The sequence below is a fragment of the Acutalibacter sp. JLR.KK004 genome (assembly GCF_036941085.1).
Taxonomy (GTDB): Bacteria; Bacillota; Clostridia; order Oscillospirales; family Acutalibacteraceae; genus Acutalibacter.
In genome coordinates this window covers 2,244,087-2,262,425 of the sequence record NZ_JAYMNQ010000001.1, presented here as the reverse complement: position 1 = coordinate 2,262,425, position 18,339 = coordinate 2,244,087, and the positions used below count along the sequence as shown (strand labels likewise).

27 protein-coding genes are annotated in these 18,339 nt (G+C 52.2%); 17 read left to right on the top strand and 10 right to left on the bottom strand.

Annotation, left to right across the window (positions count from 1 at the left end; translation table 11 throughout):
• Positions 1 to 11: 11 nt before the first annotated feature.
• The 14 genes from VSQ30_RS12290 to VSQ30_RS12225 all read left to right on the top strand — a co-directional run bounded on the left by VSQ30_RS12290 (position 12) and on the right by VSQ30_RS12225 (position 10,234).
• Positions 12 to 1,118, top strand: a complete 1,107-nt coding sequence (locus tag VSQ30_RS12290; RefSeq protein WP_334464373.1) for a baseplate J/gp47 family protein — start codon at positions 12 to 14, stop codon at positions 1,116 to 1,118.
• Positions 1,102 to 1,842 carry a putative phage tail protein gene (locus tag VSQ30_RS12285; protein WP_334464371.1) on the top strand — a complete coding sequence of 247 codons (741 nt, stop codon included), beginning with the start codon at positions 1,102 to 1,104 and terminating at the stop codon, positions 1,840 to 1,842. Before VSQ30_RS12290 ends, VSQ30_RS12285 begins: the two co-directional genes overlap by 17 nt.
• On the top strand, positions 1,839 to 1,970 hold the full coding sequence (locus VSQ30_RS12280) for a hypothetical protein (protein ID WP_334464369.1): 132 nt from the start codon (positions 1,839 to 1,841) through the stop codon (positions 1,968 to 1,970). Before VSQ30_RS12285 ends, VSQ30_RS12280 begins: the two co-directional genes overlap by 4 nt.
• Entirely contained in the window at positions 1,963 to 2,931 is a 969-nt protein-coding gene (locus VSQ30_RS12275) for an N-acetylmuramoyl-L-alanine amidase (protein ID WP_334464367.1), read from the top strand. The genes VSQ30_RS12280 and VSQ30_RS12275 overlap by 8 nt, the downstream gene beginning before the upstream one ends.
• A 69-nt stretch (positions 2,932 to 3,000) precedes the next feature.
• Positions 3,001 to 3,759 carry a DNA adenine methylase gene (locus VSQ30_RS12270; protein ID WP_334464366.1) on the top strand — a complete coding sequence of 253 codons (759 nt, stop codon included), beginning with the start codon at positions 3,001 to 3,003 and terminating at the stop codon, positions 3,757 to 3,759.
• Positions 3,760 to 3,857: 98 nt separating this feature from the next.
• Complete coding sequence (locus tag VSQ30_RS12265) at positions 3,858 to 4,127, top strand: helix-turn-helix domain-containing protein (protein WP_160578847.1); 270 nt, start codon at positions 3,858 to 3,860, stop codon at positions 4,125 to 4,127.
• Positions 4,128 to 4,208: 81 nt separating this feature from the next.
• The gene (locus VSQ30_RS12260; protein WP_334464364.1) at positions 4,209 to 4,817 is read left to right on the top strand and encodes a VaFE repeat-containing surface-anchored protein; all 609 of its coding nucleotides are present in this window, start codon (positions 4,209 to 4,211) and stop codon (positions 4,815 to 4,817) included.
• Positions 4,814 to 5,233: a hypothetical protein gene (locus tag VSQ30_RS12255; RefSeq protein ID WP_334464362.1), complete on the top strand. Its 420-nt coding sequence runs from the start codon at positions 4,814 to 4,816 to the stop codon at positions 5,231 to 5,233. Before VSQ30_RS12260 ends, VSQ30_RS12255 begins: the two co-directional genes overlap by 4 nt.
• Positions 5,217 to 6,014 (top strand): class B sortase, encoded by a 798-nt coding sequence (locus VSQ30_RS12250; protein ID WP_334464360.1) that lies wholly within the window; start codon positions 5,217 to 5,219, stop codon positions 6,012 to 6,014. The genes VSQ30_RS12255 and VSQ30_RS12250 overlap by 17 nt, the downstream gene beginning before the upstream one ends.
• A 15-nt stretch (positions 6,015 to 6,029) precedes the next feature.
• Positions 6,030 to 7,628, top strand: coding sequence for a VirB4 family type IV secretion system protein (locus VSQ30_RS12245; RefSeq protein ID WP_334464359.1), 1,599 nt, complete (start codon positions 6,030 to 6,032; stop codon positions 7,626 to 7,628).
• A 51-nt stretch (positions 7,629 to 7,679) separates the two neighbouring features.
• Positions 7,680 to 8,345, top strand: a complete 666-nt coding sequence (locus tag VSQ30_RS12240; RefSeq protein ID WP_160642950.1) for a phosphoadenosine phosphosulfate reductase domain-containing protein — start codon at positions 7,680 to 7,682, stop codon at positions 8,343 to 8,345.
• The gene (locus tag VSQ30_RS12235; RefSeq protein ID WP_160642951.1) at positions 8,342 to 8,614 is read left to right on the top strand and encodes a DUF6103 family protein; all 273 of its coding nucleotides are present in this window, start codon (positions 8,342 to 8,344) and stop codon (positions 8,612 to 8,614) included. Before VSQ30_RS12240 ends, VSQ30_RS12235 begins: the two co-directional genes overlap by 4 nt.
• Positions 8,611 to 9,618: an amidoligase family protein gene (locus VSQ30_RS12230; protein ID WP_334464357.1), complete on the top strand. Its 1,008-nt coding sequence runs from the start codon at positions 8,611 to 8,613 to the stop codon at positions 9,616 to 9,618. The genes VSQ30_RS12235 and VSQ30_RS12230 overlap by 4 nt, the downstream gene beginning before the upstream one ends.
• Before the next feature lie 13 nt (positions 9,619 to 9,631).
• Positions 9,632 to 10,234, top strand: a complete 603-nt coding sequence (locus tag VSQ30_RS12225) for a gamma-glutamylcyclotransferase family protein (protein WP_334464356.1) — start codon at positions 9,632 to 9,634, stop codon at positions 10,232 to 10,234.
• A 53-nt stretch (positions 10,235 to 10,287) separates the two neighbouring features.
• On the opposite strand, the gene VSQ30_RS12220 is transcribed toward VSQ30_RS12225, so the two are convergent.
• Positions 10,288 to 10,785, bottom strand: coding sequence for a ParA family protein (locus tag VSQ30_RS12220; RefSeq protein WP_334464355.1), 498 nt, complete (start codon positions 10,783 to 10,785; stop codon positions 10,288 to 10,290).
• Between the two features lie 254 nt (positions 10,786 to 11,039).
• Positions 11,040 to 11,636, bottom strand: a complete 597-nt coding sequence (locus VSQ30_RS12215) for a restriction endonuclease subunit S (protein WP_334464353.1) — start codon at positions 11,634 to 11,636, stop codon at positions 11,040 to 11,042.
• 1 nt (position 11,637) lies between these two features.
• On the opposite strand from VSQ30_RS12215, the gene VSQ30_RS12210 reads away from it, so the two are divergent.
• Positions 11,638 to 12,036, top strand: a complete 399-nt coding sequence (locus VSQ30_RS12210; protein WP_334464351.1) for a DUF1016 N-terminal domain-containing protein — start codon at positions 11,638 to 11,640, stop codon at positions 12,034 to 12,036.
• A 161-nt stretch (positions 12,037 to 12,197) separates the two neighbouring features.
• Positions 12,198 to 12,494, top strand: a complete 297-nt coding sequence (locus VSQ30_RS12205; protein ID WP_334464349.1) for a winged helix-turn-helix transcriptional regulator — start codon at positions 12,198 to 12,200, stop codon at positions 12,492 to 12,494.
• 6 nt (positions 12,495 to 12,500) lie between these two features.
• Here VSQ30_RS12205 and VSQ30_RS12200 read toward each other — a convergent pair whose 3' ends face one another.
• The 4 genes from VSQ30_RS12200 to VSQ30_RS12185 form a co-directional block, all read right to left on the bottom strand.
• Positions 12,501 to 13,124 carry a histidine phosphatase family protein gene (locus VSQ30_RS12200; protein ID WP_334464348.1) on the bottom strand — a complete coding sequence of 208 codons (624 nt, stop codon included), beginning with the start codon at positions 13,122 to 13,124 and terminating at the stop codon, positions 12,501 to 12,503.
• Positions 13,125 to 13,170: 46 nt separating this feature from the next.
• Positions 13,171 to 13,380, bottom strand: a complete 210-nt coding sequence (gene dmpI / locus VSQ30_RS12195; RefSeq protein ID WP_066535663.1) for a 4-oxalocrotonate tautomerase DmpI — start codon at positions 13,378 to 13,380, stop codon at positions 13,171 to 13,173.
• A 51-nt stretch (positions 13,381 to 13,431) separates the two neighbouring features.
• The gene (locus tag VSQ30_RS12190; protein ID WP_334464347.1) at positions 13,432 to 13,854 is read right to left on the bottom strand and encodes a MerR family transcriptional regulator; all 423 of its coding nucleotides are present in this window, start codon (positions 13,852 to 13,854) and stop codon (positions 13,432 to 13,434) included.
• A 139-nt stretch (positions 13,855 to 13,993) separates the two neighbouring features.
• Positions 13,994 to 14,512 (bottom strand): nitroreductase family protein, encoded by a 519-nt coding sequence (locus VSQ30_RS12185; protein ID WP_334464345.1) that lies wholly within the window; start codon positions 14,510 to 14,512, stop codon positions 13,994 to 13,996.
• 175 nt (positions 14,513 to 14,687) lie between these two features.
• Between VSQ30_RS12185 and VSQ30_RS12180 the strand changes: the two genes are divergently transcribed.
• On the top strand, positions 14,688 to 15,032 hold the full coding sequence (locus VSQ30_RS12180) for a winged helix-turn-helix transcriptional regulator (RefSeq protein WP_334464343.1): 345 nt from the start codon (positions 14,688 to 14,690) through the stop codon (positions 15,030 to 15,032).
• Positions 15,033 to 15,035: 3 nt separating this feature from the next.
• Here VSQ30_RS12180 and VSQ30_RS12175 read toward each other — a convergent pair whose 3' ends face one another.
• The 4 genes from VSQ30_RS12175 to VSQ30_RS12160 all read right to left on the bottom strand — a co-directional run bounded on the left by VSQ30_RS12175 (position 15,036) and on the right by VSQ30_RS12160 (position 18,191).
• Positions 15,036 to 15,458: a DUF2000 domain-containing protein gene (locus VSQ30_RS12175; RefSeq protein WP_334464341.1), complete on the bottom strand. Its 423-nt coding sequence runs from the start codon at positions 15,456 to 15,458 to the stop codon at positions 15,036 to 15,038.
• Positions 15,442 to 16,356, bottom strand: coding sequence for a DMT family transporter (locus VSQ30_RS12170; RefSeq protein WP_334464340.1), 915 nt, complete (start codon positions 16,354 to 16,356; stop codon positions 15,442 to 15,444). Before VSQ30_RS12170 ends, VSQ30_RS12175 begins: the two co-directional genes overlap by 17 nt.
• Complete coding sequence (locus VSQ30_RS12165; protein ID WP_334464338.1) at positions 16,346 to 17,182, bottom strand: helix-turn-helix domain-containing protein; 837 nt, start codon at positions 17,180 to 17,182, stop codon at positions 16,346 to 16,348. The genes VSQ30_RS12170 and VSQ30_RS12165 overlap by 11 nt, the downstream gene beginning before the upstream one ends.
• A gap of 130 nt (positions 17,183 to 17,312) precedes the next feature.
• Complete coding sequence (locus tag VSQ30_RS12160; protein ID WP_334464337.1) at positions 17,313 to 18,191, bottom strand: MBL fold metallo-hydrolase; 879 nt, start codon at positions 18,189 to 18,191, stop codon at positions 17,313 to 17,315.
• Positions 18,192 to 18,339: the final 148 nt, after the last annotated feature.

Sequence of the window (18,339 nt, the reverse complement as noted above, 5' to 3'; positions counted from 1 at the left end):
GTGAATCTGTAGTGAGTGAGCTTGATTTCAGCGCCAGCGCGGTGCTGCAGCGGATGCGGGAAAGCCTTAAGAATGACGCCAACCGCATGGAGGGCGGCTTCTGCATGGACAACCTGCAGGCAGTGGCGGAGGAGATATCCAGGCTTGACACCATGGAGGTCATGCCCATCCCGGACAGGGTGCTGCTGGACACAGCCGAGGGGGAGTTTTTAGACCGCAAGGCCCTGGACTATAACGAAACCAGGAACCCTGCCGCGGCAGCCACGGGCACCCTGCTCTTTACCGGAGACGTGGGCGCGGCCATCCCCCAGGGCACCGGGGCGCTGTACGGCGCTCTGGTGTTTGAAACAACCGCCCCGGCCCGGATCGGCGCAGACGGCACCTGCGAAGTGGGGGCCGTCTGCCAGACCACCGGGCCAGCGGGCAACGCCCCGGCAGGGGCTATAGCAGCCCTGCAGGCATCGGTGGACGGGGTGAAATCCGTCACCAACCCCCAGCCCTTTGGGGGCGGCACGGAATCCGAAAGTGACAATTCTTTCCGGCAGCGCATTTTTGACAAGATACGGCGGCCCATCACCAGCGGCAACCGCAACCACTTTATCTATTGGGCCAAGCAGGTGTCCGGGGTGGGCGGGGCCAAGTGCCTGGGCGCGGAGGTCTGCGGGGCGGGCAAGGTGAAAGTCATTGTTTTGTCCAACCAATACAAGGCCCCGGACAGGGTGGTGCTGGAAAATGTGAAAGCCCATATCGAGGAGGAACGGCAGATCGGCGCGGATGTGACGGTGGCGGGGGCAGCCCCCAAAGCCGCCCATATCGTGGTGGAGGTGCAGGCGGCCCCCGGCTACAACATAGCCGACATACGCCAGAACGCCATAGCGGTGCTGCAGGCGTATGTGGACAGCGTAAACCGGGAGGACTTCGACCAGGCCCCGGCCCGGGGCGATGAGGGCCGGGAAAGCACCATAAGCTATTACCGCATAGGAGACCTGATTTTTGGCGTGGAGGGCGTGGCCGATATCGTAAGCTATACCCTAAACGGCGGCCTTGCCTCCCTTTCCTGCGGGTATGGGGAATACTTCACCCTGGAGGAGGTGGACATCCATGCCCCTGACGGATGATTTCATGCTGCCCCGCAGGGTGCGGACTATGGAGCAAATGGCCGACCTGCTCCAGGCGGAGGAGGCGGAAATCAACCAGGCCCAGCGAACCATAGACGCTATGGCGGCCCAGCTGGCGGTGTGTACCAGCACTTTCCTCCTGCCCCGGCATGAGCGCATATTCGGCCTGCCGGTCAATACCGGGGAAAGCCTGGAGGTGCGGCGGGCCAGGGTGCTGGCCCGCCTTAACACACGGGGCGTCACTACGGTGCAGGCCATACGGGAGCTGGTGCAGATTATAACGGGCCGGGAGGGGGAAGTCACCGAGCATTTTGCGGGCTATGCCTTTTCTGTGACTGTCCGCCTGCTTTTCCCGGACGCCACCAAAGACCTGGGGGAGCTTATCCGGCAGATAGACGAAATAAAGCCCGCCCACCTGATTTTCGACACCATCGGGGCGGTGCAGCCGGTAGTGCTGGAAAACAAAAACCGGCTGCTGTTTGTAAACCAGAGCCTGCGGCTGCGGGTGAGCAACCTGGGGGAAAGCGCCATCTACCTGGACGGGCGCAGGAACCTGGACGGTACCTGGCAGCTTGCCCAAAGGTTTACACGGGGCGCGGCCTTTTCCCGGCTCCTGCTTTCCATGGGGGCCAGCAGCCGGGGCAGCTGGGGGCAGGCCCTTGCCTGGGCCGTCCGGGCCATGGCCCATACACAGCCCAGCTGCCCGCCGTGGCCTATGTTATGACGGGCCTTATCCTATCCGCAGGCGCTGCGCCTATCCATGAGCTGATTGAAAAGGTGCGGGCGTCCAGGGATACCATTTTACTGCCCGGTGAGATTTTCGAGCCGGAGAAAGGGGTGCGGGATGAGTAACAGCGCTTTAAGCTGTATGCGGCAGATAAGCCCCAACCGCAACAGCCCCCGGAACCACAAAATTGACACCATTACCATTCATTGTGTGGTGGGCCAGATGAGCGTGGAGGCCCTGTGTTCCCATTTTAGCAATCCAGGGCTGGGGGCAAGCTGCAATTATGGCATAGGCCCCGATGGCCGCATATGCACCATTGTGGACGAAAGCGACCGCTCCTGGTGCTCCAGCAGCGCCGCAAATGACAACCGGGCCATTACCATTGAGTGCGCAAGCGATGCTTTTTACCCTTACGCCATTAACGCCAACGTCTGGAAATCTTTGGTGGAGCTGTGCGCGGATATCTGTAAGCGCAACTCTATTAAACAGCTGCTGTGGCAGGCAGATAAAGGGCTGGCGGGCCGGATTGACCTACAGAATATGACGGCCCATCGCTGGTATGAAAACAAATCCTGTCCTGGCGATTACATTTACAACCGCCTGGGGCAGATTGCCAAAGAGGTAAACCAGAAATTGAGCGGCGCTCCCGCTGGCCCCTTTAAGCCGTATCAGGGCCAGGTCAATGCGGACGATGGCCTCAACTGCCGCGCGGCCCCGGTAAGCGGCCAGGTGCTCAAGGTTTACACGGACGGCACAGTGGTCACCATCACCAAAGAGGACGGCTGCTGGGGCTACACCGGCGAGGGCTGGGTGTGCCTGGACTATATTACCAAAATCGCCTCGGCTAAAGACCCGGCGGCAAAGGAGGAAAGCATCATGGACGGCAGGCAGTTTAAGAAAATGTACGGTGAAATCAACCCCACCTACAACACCCTGGATGAGGTGCCCGGCTACTGGCGGGAGGATATCCGGGAGCTGGTGGAGAAAGGTATTATCTCCGGCGTGGGCGGCGGCAAGCTGGGCTTGACCCATAGCGAGTGCAAGGCCGCTGTGCTTGCCAAGCGGATCGCGGAAAAGCTGAAATAGCCTGCTGCCCTTCGGTAGTCCGCCCGAGGATTCTGGCCCCTTAATTTACAGAAAGGGATGGACTATTATATGGACAGCTTTATGGGCTGGATCGGCGGCAAGCGTATGCTGCGCAAAGCCATTTTGGAGCGTTTCCCCACGGACAAGGTGGAGCGGTATATTGAAGTATTCGGCGGTGCGGCCTGGGTGCTTTTCGCCAAGGAAAAGCAGGCGGGCCAGCTGGAAGTCTATAACGATATCAACGGCAATCTGGTGAACCTGTTTCGCTGTGTAAAGTATCACTGCGGGGAGCTGCAGCGGGAATTTGACTGGCTGCTTTCTTCCAGGGAGCAGTTTTTTGATTATGTGGCCCAAGCCAACATGCGGGGGCTTACGGATATCCAGCGGGCCGCCCGGTTTTTCTATATGGTCAAGCTGAGCTTTGGCAGTGAGCACAGAACCTATGGAACCAGTAAAAAGATGGTAGATAATGCGGTTGAACGCTTAACCGCCATAAAAGAACGGCTCCGGGGCGTGAACATAGAACACAAGGACTTTGCAGACCTTATCCGGGTATATGACCGCAAGGCCGCACGGTTCTATCTTGACCCGCCGTATATTGGCACCGAGGGGTATTATGACTCCCCTTTTACCCCGGATGACCACCAGCGCTTACGGGCCGCTCTGGAGCCTGTTAAGGGCCGTTTTATCCTCTCTTACAATGACTGCCCCGAGGTGCGGAAATTGTATAAGGATTATACTATCGAGAGGATAGAGCGCAGGGAAAACCTGTCTGGCAGCGGGGAAAATAAAAAGCAGTATGCGGAAGTGATTATCCGTAACTTCTAACAGATATTGTAAGGTTCTTACGATATTTGTCACAACCTTACAAAGTGCGGACAAATTATACTCTTTCTGGTAAAATGCCCAATAAAGGGGCATGAAAGATGATTAAAATTCATCTATCCAGAATCCTCGGCGAACGCCGGTGGACACAAGCCAAATTGTCCAGGGAAACAGGCATCCGGCCCGGTACTATCAGCGATTTATATCAAGAAGTAGCCGAGCGGGTAAGCTTCGAACACCTGGACAAAATCTGTGAGGCTTTGGGCTGCACCCTGCCTGAGCTGCTGGAATACATACCGAACCAGCAGCCCCGGACAGGGGAAAATCTTATCCTTGAGGAACACGGAAACCGCAGGAAAAAGCCAAGCTGATTTCTAAAAAGTAAGAGCGCTTAAACGGTTTATTTTACCATTTAAGCGCTCTTCTTTTTTTGCAGATAATTTGAAATTTTTTTGCGGTTTTTTCGCAAAGCTACAGAGGCCCTCAAGGTTGCAGGCGAAGAAATCCATGCTGAAAGCACTTTCACTCCCGATACTACTGATGGCGAAACTGTAGTGCAGTTCACCTTTGACACCACTGGGCTGGTAGACTCCACGGAAATTGTGGCCTTTGAAAGCCTGTCTCGTGAGGGCATCGAGCTGGCAGCTCATGCCAATATTGAAGACCCGGCGCAGACGGTCAAAGTCACCGTTACCGGGCCGAGGATCGGCACCAAAGCAACTATTGACGGCAAGAAAGAAGTATCCACAGATGGACTCATCACCATCGAAGATGTGGTGTCTTACAAGGGACTGACCGCTGGCAAGGAATACAAGCTGACCGGTACGCTAATGAATAAGACCACCGGTGAACCTTTCAAGCTCAACGGCGAGGAAATCCGCGCCGAGGTTGTGTTTACTCCCGAAAAATCTGAAGGAGAGGTCACTGTTTCTTTTCCCTTTGACACCTCTTGGGTGAATGCCGCTACAGATATTGTGGTGTTCGAAAAGCTGTCATTGGGCGGCAAGGAAGTCGCTGTCCATGAGGATATCGGCGATAAGGAGCAGACCGTCACCTCATGATGGTACTGTCTGCAATCCCAGACATCGAAATCACCTGCACCGACTTCTGCGAATGCTTTGACGATAACAAGGCATATCTCCAGGGCAGGCTCCATCAGGAGCAGAATCCCCAGGTGCGGCGGCTCATCGAGCAGGACATGGATATGCTGGACCGGGCGCAGGCTGAGATGGCGACCGCCCGGCAGTTCCTGTTTATCAGCCGGTGCAAGGGGATGAAAGCTGACCAGGTGTTCCAGGCTGTGAACCGTATTGAGAAAGTAATCTCCGAGCAGGGGTTTGAAGTCAGGCGTATGCGCAAGAGCGACATCAAGCGATTCTTGGCTATCTATTTCGACGCCAGCATGAACGGCGACCAGCTCCCCGATACAGACGGCGGGCAGTTTTTCGAGGTGCAGTCCTATGAGCCGGAGGACTAAATTCGGCGTTTTCATCACTCTGCTGTCGGCTGTCCTTGTCACCTGTGGGATGATGATTGGAGGGGAATTGCTGTCACGGCAGAAAGAAAAAGAAGATTTCGAGGAACTTGCCAAGCTGGTGACAGTAGAAAAACCGTCAACCTCGCCAACACCATCTGCCTATCCACCTGCCAGTACCCTGCCAGACAATTCAGAAATACCAGAAGAAATGCCTGCTGAAGATGAACCGGCACAGCGCGCCCTCTCCGAACTGTTCGCCATGAATGAGGATTTTGTGGGCTGGCTGTGTATCCCTGAAACCGACATCAATTACCCTGTCATGCATACGCCGGACGATCCTGAAAAGTATCTGCGCCGAAATTTTCAGGGCGAGTACAGCGAATCCGGTGTTCCTTTTCTGGATTTCCGATGCAGTCTTGACAGCGACAACCTCATCATCTATGGCCACAACATGATGAACGGTACCATGTTCGCCGCTCTGCAAGGGTATGTGCAGGAGGATTTCTGTGAGCAGCACCCCATCATCGAGTTTCAAACTGCGGATGGCTGCGAGGAATATCAATTGTTCGCCGTGGCCTGGGTCAAAAGTAATGATGAATGGTACAAGTTTGTGAGCGCCGATGCCGCCGAAGATTTCAACAGCGCTGTTGAGAAAGTCATTGGCAAGGCACTGCTGACCATCAATCCTCCCCCTGAATACAGACAACAAATCCTGACTTTGTCTACCTGTTACGACTCCGCCCACAACGGCAGGCTGCTGGTGCTGGCTGCAAAATTATAGAAAGGTTGTGTGACTATGTCCAAGAAGAAAAAGAACAAGAAAATGAACCCGGCCCAGCTTGAAGCTGTGCGTACAAAAGATTTCTTCGACTGCATCCTGCCGGGCTCCGTGCGCTTCATGAGCGATTATTATATCGTGGGCGACTCGTACCGCTCGGTATGGTTGGTGCGGGAGTACCCGCCCAGCACAGAGGAACAGGCTATCCTGTCCCAGCTCGCCGACCGCAGCGGGGTGACCCTGCGCATTTATCACCGGCTGGTGGAGCCTATGGAGCAGAGGAAGATCCTGCAAAATGCCACAAGGAAGAACAAGCTCATGTCCGGCGGCAACGATGTCAACGAAACAATCGAGGCCCAGGGAAACCTCCAGGATGTGGTGGAACTGCTGGCCAATCTGCGAAAGAACAAGGAGCCTCTCTTGCATTGCTCCGTGTTTATAGAACTCAAGGCCCGGACACTCGACAAGCTGAAGGAACTCCAGAGCGAGATATCCATGGAGCTGACCCGCTCCAAGATATCCGTTGACCGCCTGACACTGCGGCAAAAAGAGGGATTTCTCTCTGTTCTGCCTGTGGGCGCGAACCAGTTCGGGGCGCAGTATGAGCGAGTATTACCGGCATCCAGCGTTGCCAATTTGTACCCCTTCAACTTCTCTGGCAAGACCGACCCCCATGGCCTTTATATCGGGCGGGACAAGTACGGTTCCAATGTGCTGGTGGATTTCGACCGCCGGGCAGAGGACAAGACCACCAGCAATATCCTGATTCTCGGCAACTCTGGGCAGGGCAAGTCCTACCTGTTAAAGCTCATTTTAACCAACCTGCGGGAGTCCGGCAAGACCTGCATCTGCCTGGACGCGGAATCCGAGTATGAGGAACTCACCCGCGCCTTGGGTGGCTGCTATATCGACTTCATGTCTGGCGAGTACACCATCAACCCGCTGGAACCCAAGGCTTGGACAGATGGTTCTGGCGAAGTGGATGCAGCTACGCCCGACGCATTCAAGCGGGTAACACGATTGAGCCAGCACATTGCGTTCCTCAAGGACTTTTTCAGGGCCTACAAGGATTTCAGCGACGCTCAGATCGACACCATAGAGATACTCCTCATGAAGCTCTACGCCCGGTTCGGCATCACCGACAGCACAGATTATGCCACCAAAAAGCCCTGCGATTTCCCCATTCTCTCCGATTTTTATAAGCTCTGCCAGGAGGAATATCACACCTATGATAAGGAGCGCAAATACCTTTATACCGAGGAAATGCTCCAGGAGGTGTGCTTGGGAATCCATTCCATGTGCGTGGGGGCTGAGTCCAAATATTTCAATGGGCACACGAATATCGTGGACGACCGGTTCCTGTGCTTCGGGGTGAAAGGGCTGATGGATACCAACAAGCGGCTCAAAGACGCCATGCTGTTCAACATTCTCTCCTATATGTCCAACGAGCTGCTGGGCAAGGGCAACACGGCTGCGTCCATCGACGAACTCTATCTGTTCCTCACCAATATGACGGCAATCGAGTATATCCGCAACGCCATGAAACGTGTTCGGAAGAAGGATTCCTCGATTATTCTGGCCAGGCCGTCTACCATCTGTGCCGGGAAGCTGGTGTGAAATTCGACGCTCACTACAGCCTGACCACCGTTGACCCGCCGGAGGTTATCTATGTTTATGCGGGAGCATTATCCCGACGTTGTTGTGGAGCGTCCCGGTATCACCATGTGGGATTTGATCGTCAAGAAAGGTATGCCTCCGACACGCATAGTCCGCTACTGCTGCGACCAGCTCAAGGAGCGCGGCGGCCAGGGGCGGTTTGTAATAACCGGCGTTCGCTGGGCGGAAAGTGCCAGGTGCAAAAATGGCTGGGGCGTGCTGGAGCTGAACAGCCACAGCAGCGTGCGTATCAAGCTAATGAACGACAACGATGAGGCCCGCCGCCTGCTGGAATCCTGCGTGATGAAAAGCATGCACACCCTCAATCCCATCATCGACTGGCTGGAAGAAGATGTGTGGGAGTATCTGGAGTCCCGTGGCATCTCCCACTGCTGCCTCTATGATGAAGGGTACTCCCGGATCGGGTGCATTGGCTGTCCCCTTGCCGGGGCCAAGCAGATGCGCCGGGAGTTTGCCCGATATCCCAAATATGAGCGGGCGTATCTGCGGGCCTTTGACCGTATGCTCCAGGCTCGGATCGATAACGGCAAGCCCTATTTGAAATGGCACTGCGGGCAGGATGTCATGGACTGGTGGCTCAGAGAGAGCAGCCATTCAGTACCTGAAAACCAAATAACTTTTGAAGATATCTCAGCAGAAGGAGTTGATACACTATGAAAAAAGATTCTATCACCCTCCCTTATGACGAAGAAAAGCTGGCGGCCCTGCGGCTGTACTTGGAGCAAAAGGGACAGTCGGTTGAGCAGGAAATGGTCTCTGCCGTGGATGCGCTCTACGCCAAGTCCGTCCCCGGCAATGTTCGTGAGTTCCTGGACCTGCGCTCCGGCATGGAGGTGAAACCTGCTGAGCGGCGCAAACGGCCCAGGCCGCAGGCAGAACAAGAACCTGTTTCGGCGCCTCTCTCAGAAAGCAGTGATAGCTTTTGAGAACCCAAAAATTTGGCATAGAGATTGAGATGACCGGCATTACCAGGGCCGCAGCCGCCCAGGTGATTGCCGGTCATTTTGGTACCAGCGCCACCCACGTGGGCGGGATGTACGACGCTTTCGCTGTCCGTGACGGTGACAGCCGCCAGTGGAAAGTTGTATCGGATTCGTCAATCCGCAGGGAGTCCCGGCGCGGCGAATCCCGCAATGCGGCCTATGCGGTGGAGTTTGTGTCTCCCATCTGCAAGTACGAGGACATCGGGACGATTCAGGAAATCATACGCAAATTGCGCTCTGCCGGGGCAAAGGTCAACAGTTCCTGCGGCATCCACATCCACATTGACGCAACACCCCACGACGTGAAAACCCTCCGCAACATTGTGAATATCATGGCGGCGAAGGAGGACTTGCTCTACAAGACCCTCAAGGTGGATGTGCATCGGGAACATTACTGTGCCAAAGCTGACACACGGTTCCTGGATGAACTGAACAGCAAGCGCCCATCGTCCATGTCCGACTTCGAGCATATCTGGTACAATGGGCGGTCCGGCAGGAATTATCACTATGATGAGAGCCGGTACCATGGCTTGAATCTGCACTCGGTGTTCTCTAAGGGTACGATAGAATTCCGGCTGTTCAACTCCACGCTTCATGCCGGGGAAATCAAGTCGTATATCCAGCTCTGCATGGCCATAAGCCACCAGGCGCTGGTACAGAAATCGGCTTCCCGCATCAAGACCCAGAGCAGCAATGAGAAATACACCTTCCGGGTGTGGCTGCTGCGGCTGGGGCTGATTGGCGATGAGTTCAAGACGGCCCGGCACCATCTGCTGAAGAATCTGGACGGCAATATTGCGTGGAAGGACCCGGCCCAGGCAGAGGCTCAAAAGCAGAGGTTAGCAGAAAAACGGCTGGCGGAGTCTATTGCTCAGGCCATGGAGCAGGCTCCCGCCCCTCCAATTTCAGAAGATGTAGAATCCGAAGAACCACGAATGTCTATGTGAAAGGATGAGAAAATTGGCTAAAAAATTGTATGTTGCCTACGGCAGCAATCTCAACAAGGGACAGATGAAGTACCGCTGTCCCACGGCAAAATATGTTGGCACAGGCGAATTGCAAGGGTACGAGTTGCAGTTCAAGGGCCGGGAGCGTTCAGCTTTCGCTACCATTGGCCGCAAAGATGGGGCATCCGTTCCCGTGGGTCTCTGGGAAATCCAGGCCAGGGACGAGCGGGCCTTGGATATGTATGAGGGCTTTCCCAGCCACTATTTCAAGCGGGATGTGCAGGTGCAGATGGGCGGCCGGGAGGTCAGCGCGATGGTTTACATCATGAATCCGCGCATGAATTTCAATCTCCCCTCGCCCAGCTACTATGCCACGGTGCATCAAGGCTACCGTGACTGCGGCCTGGATACTGCCGCGCTTGAACAGGCTTTGCAGAGCAGCGCCCAGCACTATTATGATGTAGCTTCGATGTACCAGCAGCAGTCCTTGTTTGATTATGACGAGGATGAACCGGAGGTAGATGAGGATTTTGAGGACGAGGAAGAAGATGAGTGGGAGGATATCGATGACGATGAGGACGAGAGCGAGGGGTATGATTTCCACTTTCATATGTGAGGGGGCGGCAGCATGAATCGTGTAAAAGAATTACGCCGTGCCATGGGTGACAGCTATTCATTCCAAAAATTCATAACAGACCGGGAGGTGTCCCGCCTGCGGCGGCAGGCTCCCCAGCACATGGAGGATACCATTGCCGCCAGCGAAGGGCGGCAATCCAGCAGAACATAGTCATAGTCCCGCTTTACGCTGTCCACATACTGACGCAGCACCTTTTCCCGGCTCATTACGTTCACCAGCCCCACCTCTACGGCGGACAGGCTGCGGTTTCCCGGCACAAAGTCAAAGCCCTCATGGTGCTGCATGATCTCCGGGTGGTCGCGGGGCATTGTCCCGGCCACAACGTCGTTCATGGCATTGGCAAGGGTCAGGGGCAGGTCGTGTGGCTTGCGCTGGCCCAGCATTTTGGTCAGATCACCCTGGGGGTCTACGTCCAGCAGGAGAACTTTCTTTCCTTCCAGCGCAAGACCGGCCCCCAGGTTGTAGACGGTCGTGCTTTTGCCAACTCCGCCTTTTTGATTTGCTACGCTTATCACTTTCGGTTTCGCCATTTTGGGGTTCCCTCCTTTCATAGATTTAGCCGCCTGCGGCGAAACAGACGGCTATGTACGGGCATGGAAAAAGCCGCCTTTCCCATGCAGAAAAGACGGCCTATCCAGTCGGGCAATATGTGATTTTAGAGGGCAGTTCAAAGGGCGGCGCAAAACCGTATGTCCGCATTTCCCGGTGTTTCGTCGTATCAAAGCTCATCCCTTGGTAGTAAATCCGTAGTAATTGGGGTGGTTTGCTGTCAGGAAATGCGGCGTTATGCGCTGTTCCGCAAGGTTTTGCCGGTTCTTACAAAATATTTATTGCAATTGCTCATCATTTCCAGCTGTTGTTTTTTTGCATCAATAACGCTGTTGATGCTTGAACAACATTCGGTCAAATGTGTTGCGATTTCATGCTGGATGGTGAGTGGCGGTACGGTTACTACTAAATTTTTAAGCCCTTCGATTCCCAATTCAGGTCGAGTGCTTTGCATAGAAGCTATATCCTCAATCTGTTTTTGGATAACTGCCGAGTTTAACACATGGAAATAATACTCTGCGTCTTGCGTTTTAGGCATAGTTATCTTACCTACATGGGACGTAGTATTGCTGATGGGCATCCAATCAGGAACCATAGCTGTTTTCCCAATGGTAGCACCTGTTTTTGCAATGAGAAGATCTCCGGGTCTTAATGTACTGTTTCGTATCTTTTCATTCATGTCCTCTGAAATGTACACCATGTTTTCAAGACTCAAACCTTGTCCCCAAGTAAGGTTTAAGACTCTGATATATGGAATTCCCTCGGTAAGGTAATCGTCTGCTTTCGTGATTCCATGATCACCATCGCCGATAAGCGCGGCGGTAAATTCCACAATGGTAATCACCTACTGGGAAATAGGAGAACAAATCTATAAAGCGTGTGGAGAAAATGACCGGGCCGAGTATGGAAAAAAACTTCTGGATTATTTATCTGAACAGCTGACTGTTGAGTTTGGAAAGGGTTTTACCGTCCGTAATCTTCGGGCAATGCGCCAGTTTTATTGCTTGTTTCCGATTCGGCACACACTGTGTGCCGAATTGAGCTGGTCCCATTATCGGCTTTTAATGCGTGTCCAGGATGAACAGGCAAGGACTTTTTATGCAGAAGAATGTGCAAAATCTGCGTGGAGTGTCCGGCAGCTGGAACGGCAGATTAACACCATGTACTACCAGCGCATTTTAGCAAGTCAGGATAGGGTGGCCTCCATATTGTTCCAGTGTAATGCATACTAGAACCTCCTTGTCTTTTTTTGCCATTATATCATGGTGCGGAGAAAATAAAAGTACGGTACTTTTTTGTAGTACCTTGCTTCTTGATTGCAAAGAAGATATAATACCATCAGGAGGTTATGAAAATGAGGAAAACAGAAACAGCAATCTAACGCTGTAAAACGATGTCAACGCTCCAAAAAATCTTAGGTGGCAAGTGGAAACTTGAAATTCTTTACTATATTGCTTTTAATGACATTCATAGATTTGGAGCGTTGCGCCGCCAACTTGGTGAAATTACAGAGTCATCCCTGACAAAACAGCTTCGGGAATTAGAAGACGATGGGTTTTTGATCCGGCATGATTTCAAGGAGATTCCGCCGAGAGTAGAATATACTCTGTCTGATTTAGGCCGGAGCTTCATGGATGTGATTGACTACATGAAAACCTGGGGCGATCAGAATTTGCCGGAAGAAAGATGACCTGTTTCACTCTGTTTTGAACGTTTGATTATCATAGAATAAGCGAAAACTATCAGTATTGCGAATTTGTGACATACTCCTTATCCTTGCATAATGGAACAAATAGAGTATCGTTTTAATTAAAAATGCGTGTGTGACAACAAGAATGTTGCTGCCATCAGGATAGGCCGATCCAACGGATACAAGCAGTTCCTTTAGCCGTTTGCTTATCTGCTCAAAGGTTTCTGCCATTCCAGTAGTATCATGCTGTTTGATTGCTGCGGCAACCTCTGGAAGTCGTTTGTTCATTTCAGAAAAGGAAACGCCTCCCAGCCATTCCGACACTTTTTTGATAAAGATGGTGTTTTGTTCTGCTTCCATTACTCCAAGACACCATTCCCGCAAGCGAGCATCCTGATGTATTGGAATATCGGGATGACCGTGTTCTTCTAACATCAGCCGAGCGGTATGGAATGCCCGGTATGTATCGCTTGTGTATGCTGCTTGAAATACAACGGAAGATAGGGACTTCCCCAACTCCTTTGCCGCCTGCTTTCCTGATGCGGCCAAGGGGGCGTCAGCCCATCCCTGCGCCCTGTCAAGCCGATTCAACAAGGTTTGCCTGTGGCGAACGATATAAAAAGTAATCATATTTTCCCCTGTAATATTAACTGGATGTATCTCCGATGTGCAAAATTTACTGATGTGCCCGAATATATTCAGCCTTGACTTTATCAATCGTTTTTCCACCAATACCAAAATTCTTATCAGGCACTTCTTTGATCGTGGTAACAAAAAACTCCTGCGGTACTTTCATAATTTCGGAAGATACTTCCGTCAACCGCTTTATCAGTTCCTCTTTTTGGGCGTCTGATAAATTCCCGCTTTCAACCGTGATATAGGGCATATTATCTCTCCTTTTCGTTTTGTTGCATTTATGTCAAGAACAGAATTTGTGTTATATATGGCCTCCATGATTAAACATTTTCCATTCCTCAGCATACGTTATGTCTTGATGCAACGGCTCTTTCAAAATTTTTTCGTAAAATGCTAATTTGCTTTGTGTTAAAGCCAATGCCTTTTGTAAATCGGCTATTTGCCCCATGATATTTTCTATATGCTCTTGAACCATCTCATAACGCTGTTCAAGCGTCTTTCCGCCTTGTATCAATAAAGAAACATATTCCTTGATAGATTGGATTGGTATATTAGCCATACGCATACATTGGATCATCCGAATCCATTCAATATCTTCATCTGTGTATTGTCTATACTTTTGGACATTTCTTTTTACTGGCGGCAATAAACTTTCTTTCTCGTAATATCTTAACGTTGCGGTAGAAAGGCCAGTGATCTCCGCAGCCTCCTTTGCTGAATACATTTCAAATCCCCCATTCACTTTGTAGAATAAGCTATGAAGCGCACTTCAAAGCAAGAGGAATTATACCATAAGACAAAAATTTTTTGAACTTTCTTAAAAACAGCACCAGGAGGACGCCCCCCTGGTGCAGTTAGTCGGTTTACAGGCTTTCGTAGGAAACCAGCTCCCTTACCGGGATTCGTGTCTGAATGTGCCGCTCCGGGTCAGTGAAATTCTCCCTAGCATAGCCGATGGCCAGGATGTTGACCGGCTCCAGATTGGCGGGGAGGCTGAACTCCCGGCGCAGAACATCCGGCTTGAAGTAGCACACCCATACGCTGCCCAGGCCCAGCTCCGTGGCCTGGAGCATCATGTGATCGGTCAGGATAGAGGCATCAATGTCCCCGGTCTGCTTCTGGTCAAAGGGCCGCACCCACGCTTTGTTGTGGTCGGCGCAGACGATGATAGCCAGGGGCGCACCGTAGATGTTGGTGGCTTTGCCGATCTTCGCCAGCCCGTCCTCGCTTTGGACGGCAATCAGGTGAACCGGCTGGAGGTTGGCGGCGGTGGGGGCCACATGAGCGGCCTCCAAAATTTTCTCCAGCTTCGACCGCTCCACCTTCTTGTCGGTGTAACTGCGGATGGAGCAGCGAGTTTTCGCAATCGTAATAAAATCCATGATATGTTGTCCTTTCTGAATAGTCTGATGGCTGATAACGGAGAGCGCCATCTGCAATAATTTTAACAACATTCAGAAATCTACACAAGATTGCACTTTTTAGGTAGGTACTTTCCAAAAAGTAAGTCCTTTTCCTAATCGCAACGATATGATATAATTTTCAAGAGGTGATTCCATGAAACAAACGCAATTCAACTGCCCTGTTGAGGCAACTCTATCGCTGATTGGCGGGAAATATAAGCCGCTCATCCTCTGGCACTTGGTAGACCGGCCTTTGCATTACATGGAGTTACAGCGGCGTATCCCCAGCGCAACACCTAAAATGCTTTCCCAACAGCTTCACGATCTGGAAGGATGCGGGATGATACATAGAGAGGTGATCCCGGAGAAGCCGCCGAAAACGGTGTATTCCCTGACGGCCTTCGGGGAAAGCATCATTCCCGTTATAGACGCTATGTGCCAATGGGGGACGGACTATCTGGACGGGTTGGATGTGCAGCCTCCATGCTGCGGCGCATAATTCTTATCGCAGCAACGGCATACTGCCGGTCAACTTATTGACCTTTTTCTTCGGGCCACAGATCGCAACGCCGAAATATTGCAGGGCGCTTTCGGGAATGTGGCCCATCTTCTCAATAAATTCGTCATAGGTCTTGCAGCCCTGGGCCAAATCGGAGAAATCTACCACTGTCAAATCTTGAAAATCAGGCTGGTAGAGCTTTTCCCGTATCTGTTTGATGATCTCCTTTGATCCCCGCAGGATGGGCACAGGAAATTCGATGATGCCAAGATGTTCGCTGCCGCTTTGGTCGGTCACGTCGGCCCCTACTACCTCCGGCATTTTCTTTCCCAAGGTGATCCCCATGATTGCCGCCGTATTTGCGATAATGCCCAGCGGCAGGCTCTCGTCAATGACCATGACGCACTTTTCATTTTGCCAGTCCATTTTGTTTTGCCTCTTTTCTCAAAAATAGTTTGCTCTCTGACAGGAGCAGACCCGCCAGCGTCAAAACCGTCCCGACAGCGGCCAGGGCGGTGATTTTCTCATGGAGAATTGCCACCGAAGTCACCACAGTAATCACTGGAACCATGTAGATATAAACACTTGTTTTGACCGCCCCCAGCGCCTTGACCGCAAAATTCCAGGTGACAAAGCACAGGGCCGATGCGCCCAATCCTAAAAAGAGAATGTTAAACAGATACACAGGATTTGCAAACCTTGTCAATTCCAGCTTGAAATCGAACAGGAACAGTGTCGGGAGCATAAACAGGATACCGTAGCAAAACACCCGCCGGGTAGTGAGGATGGTATTGTAGCCGTAGCCACTGATTCTCTTTGTCAGCACAGAATAACAGGCCCAAATCAGTGCGGCCAGCAGCGCCAGCAAGTCCCCGGTGGGGTTTAGCTCCAGCTTGGAGCCATTGAAGCTAATAAGGGCAATTCCAACCATTGCGACTACAAAGCCAATGAAAAAGCTGGCATGGGGCTTTTCCTCTTTCAAAAACAGATGGGATAGGATGGCCGTGAAAAATGGGGCTACGGAGATAATTACTCCGACATTGGAGGCCATTGTGTAGGTGAGTGCGATATTTTCCAGCAAGTAGTAAAGGCATATTCCACACAGGCCCGCGGCGGCAAAGGTCAATTCCTGCTGGCGGTTCGTCCCCTTCAAGCGCCGGGGACAAACAATAAACAGAGCCAGCAGCCCCATGACGAAGCGGAAGAACAGTATCGCTATCGGCTGGAAGTCCACCAGTAGAATTTTGGTGGAGATAAAGGCCGTTCCCCAAATGATGATTGTAAGCAGGGCGGAGAGATGTCCCGCCATGTTTTTACCTTTCATGCGGCATTTCCTCCGTATCCCTGAATATATCCCTATAAATTCCAGGGGCCAGTCCAATAAATCGGTTGAAATAATTGGAGAAGTGGCTTTGATCGGAGAAGCCGGTTTGCAGCGCCGCTTGGGCGGGGGGAACGCCTTGCTCCAGCAGCTTTTTGGCCTTGCCGATACGAATGTTTTCCAGGTAGCTGTACGGCGTAACACCTTTTGAGCAGGTAAAGGCCCGGAGCAGGGTAGATTTGCTCAATCCGGCGCAGCGGCAGATCTGATTCAGATAAATTCGCTCGGCATAATGCTGTTCCATAAAGGCACAGGCTTTCTCAATTTCCTCCCGGCACTCCGGGACGCAGTTCTCAAAAGGCTGACCGTATTGCTGGATCAGCAAAGAAATCAAAAACAGTAGATTTTCCTCTTTCCCAAATTCATTGGAGCCTTTCATCACCAGCTCATGGAGAGGGCGCAGATAGCAGGTGACTTCTTCATCAAAAATCACGTTTTGGGAAAATCCGGGCAGTTCCCGCTTGCCGGTGACTTCCTCCGCCAAATCCAACATGACCTCCTTGGTGATGTTGAAGCCCCGATAATCCAGCGTACCGCCGTCATTCTGAACACAGGCGTGGTTGTCCCCTGGGTTAAACAGGAGAACATCGCCCTTTGCGACGGTGTACTCCTGATTCTTGCAGGACAAAACGCGCTCTCCGTCCTCCATGAAGCCAATCACATAGTATTCATGGAAATGGTTCGGAAAAGGCTGCACAATGCCCTCAAAACGGTAAGCCTCAATGTGTAGCTCGTCATCGTAGACCACCGTTCGTACTTCTTTTTTCATGCGGTGTACCTCCTTGTCCGTCCCATTATACCAGCCGAGGATTGTGCTGGCTTGTAAAATATCTTCATTTTTTAGGGTTGATAAAACGGCGCAGGGATGGGTTAGCCAATCCCTGCGCCACTGTGTATCACTATACTCTTTGCCAGAGCAGCATATTATTTTCAAACAGGCCGTTCACCCTGCCAGTGTCCTTCAGCCACGCCAGATAGGAGCGGACGGTGCTGCCCACCAGGACGTATTGCTCAAAGTTCATTGTCAGCCCGTAGTCCGTAAACAACCGTTGCAGAATGGCCTCAAAGCAGAGCGGTTCCTGGCAGATGCCAATGATCTTATCCGCAATCTCCAGCACCTTGTCGATGTTGTACTGTGCGAGGTCAGCTATGTCCTCGGAGGCGGCGGCGTGGGCCGGGACAAACACCTTCGCTTGCAGGGACTTCACCATTTCCAGCGTTTTCAGATAGGCGGCAATATCGTAGATAAAGCCAATCTGATACTTGTCCAGCGTTTCCCGGCTGGACAAGCAATCCGCCAGATAGACCACATCATCAGGCGTCCGAAATCCCACCATATCAAAAAAGTGTCCCGGCAGGGGGATGATCTCAAAGCCCTCCGGCAGACATTTCTTCGTCAACTCTTGGGCATCGCTCTCTTGGGCCATGAGGAATTTATGCCGCAGCTCCTTACACGGATAGCCGCCGTACAAAAAGGACGGCTCCAGAATGGGGTGGCGGGTAAAGGCGCAGTCGATCCCCGGCGCGTAGATTTTACACCCGGTCTGGCCCTGCAAATACCTGTTGCCGCCGATGTGGTCAGCGTTGGAGTGGGTGTTATAGATGGCGGTGAGCCACCAGCCGTTGGCGTCCAAAAGCTGACGGACTTTGCGGCCAGCGTCCTTATCGTTGCCGCTGTCGATCAGGCAAACGTCCTGCCCGTCCAACCGCACCAGCCCGATCTTTGCTGGACTTTGGATGTAATAGCTTCGTTCCGAAACCTGGATCAATTCGTACATAATCGGTAACCTCCTTCGCTGTATTAGATGCTGACTGCTTTATGATATAATAAACCAACCGGCCGCGATTGTCCAGTTACGCTATCAAACTGTCCAGTCACGTCAACCGGGCTTACCCTGATAGCCATTTGAACGAATAAACAGGTAG

Excerpts from the sequence above, each read along its gene's own strand:
- VSQ30_RS12280 (WP_334464369.1), top strand. The coding sequence starts at position 1,839 with ATGACGGGCCTTATCCTATCCGCAGGCGCTGCGCCTATCCATGAGCTG.
- VSQ30_RS12265 (WP_160578847.1), top strand. The coding sequence starts at position 3,858 with ATGATTAAAATTCATCTATCCAGAATCCTCGGCGAACGCCGGTGGACA.
- VSQ30_RS12165 (WP_334464338.1), bottom strand. The coding sequence starts at position 17,182 with ATGAAAAAAGAAGTACGAACGGTGGTCTACGATGACGAGCTACACATT.
- dmpI (WP_066535663.1), bottom strand. The coding sequence starts at position 13,380 with ATGCCCTATATCACGGTTGAAAGCGGGAATTTATCAGACGCCCAAAAA.
- VSQ30_RS12175 (WP_334464341.1), bottom strand. The coding sequence starts at position 15,458 with ATGGACTGGCAAAATGAAAAGTGCGTCATGGTCATTGACGAGAGCCTG.
- VSQ30_RS12240 (WP_160642950.1), top strand. The coding sequence starts at position 7,680 with ATGTTTATGCGGGAGCATTATCCCGACGTTGTTGTGGAGCGTCCCGGT.
- VSQ30_RS12190 (WP_334464347.1), bottom strand. The coding sequence starts at position 13,854 with ATGTATTCAGCAAAGGAGGCTGCGGAGATCACTGGCCTTTCTACCGCA.
- VSQ30_RS12185 (WP_334464345.1), bottom strand. The coding sequence starts at position 14,512 with ATGGATTTTATTACGATTGCGAAAACTCGCTGCTCCATCCGCAGTTAC.
- VSQ30_RS12255 (WP_334464362.1), top strand. The coding sequence starts at position 4,814 with ATGATGGTACTGTCTGCAATCCCAGACATCGAAATCACCTGCACCGAC.
- VSQ30_RS12205 (WP_334464349.1), top strand. The coding sequence starts at position 12,198 with ATGTCAACGCTCCAAAAAATCTTAGGTGGCAAGTGGAAACTTGAAATT.
- VSQ30_RS12250 (WP_334464360.1), top strand. The coding sequence starts at position 5,217 with ATGAGCCGGAGGACTAAATTCGGCGTTTTCATCACTCTGCTGTCGGCT.
- VSQ30_RS12270 (WP_334464366.1), top strand. The coding sequence starts at position 3,001 with ATGGACAGCTTTATGGGCTGGATCGGCGGCAAGCGTATGCTGCGCAAA.
- VSQ30_RS12235 (WP_160642951.1), top strand. The coding sequence starts at position 8,342 with ATGAAAAAAGATTCTATCACCCTCCCTTATGACGAAGAAAAGCTGGCG.
- VSQ30_RS12200 (WP_334464348.1), bottom strand. The coding sequence starts at position 13,124 with ATGATTACTTTTTATATCGTTCGCCACAGGCAAACCTTGTTGAATCGG.
- VSQ30_RS12210 (WP_334464351.1), top strand. The coding sequence starts at position 11,638 with ATGGTAATCACCTACTGGGAAATAGGAGAACAAATCTATAAAGCGTGT.
- VSQ30_RS12285 (WP_334464371.1), top strand. The coding sequence starts at position 1,102 with ATGCCCCTGACGGATGATTTCATGCTGCCCCGCAGGGTGCGGACTATG.
- VSQ30_RS12160 (WP_334464337.1), bottom strand. The coding sequence starts at position 18,191 with ATGTACGAATTGATCCAGGTTTCGGAACGAAGCTATTACATCCAAAGT.
- VSQ30_RS12220 (WP_334464355.1), bottom strand. The coding sequence starts at position 10,785 with ATGGCGAAACCGAAAGTGATAAGCGTAGCAAATCAAAAAGGCGGAGTT.
- VSQ30_RS12275 (WP_334464367.1), top strand. The coding sequence starts at position 1,963 with ATGAGTAACAGCGCTTTAAGCTGTATGCGGCAGATAAGCCCCAACCGC.
- VSQ30_RS12170 (WP_334464340.1), bottom strand. The coding sequence starts at position 16,356 with ATGAAAGGTAAAAACATGGCGGGACATCTCTCCGCCCTGCTTACAATC.
- VSQ30_RS12245 (WP_334464359.1), top strand. The coding sequence starts at position 6,030 with ATGTCCAAGAAGAAAAAGAACAAGAAAATGAACCCGGCCCAGCTTGAA.
- VSQ30_RS12180 (WP_334464343.1), top strand. The coding sequence starts at position 14,688 with ATGAAACAAACGCAATTCAACTGCCCTGTTGAGGCAACTCTATCGCTG.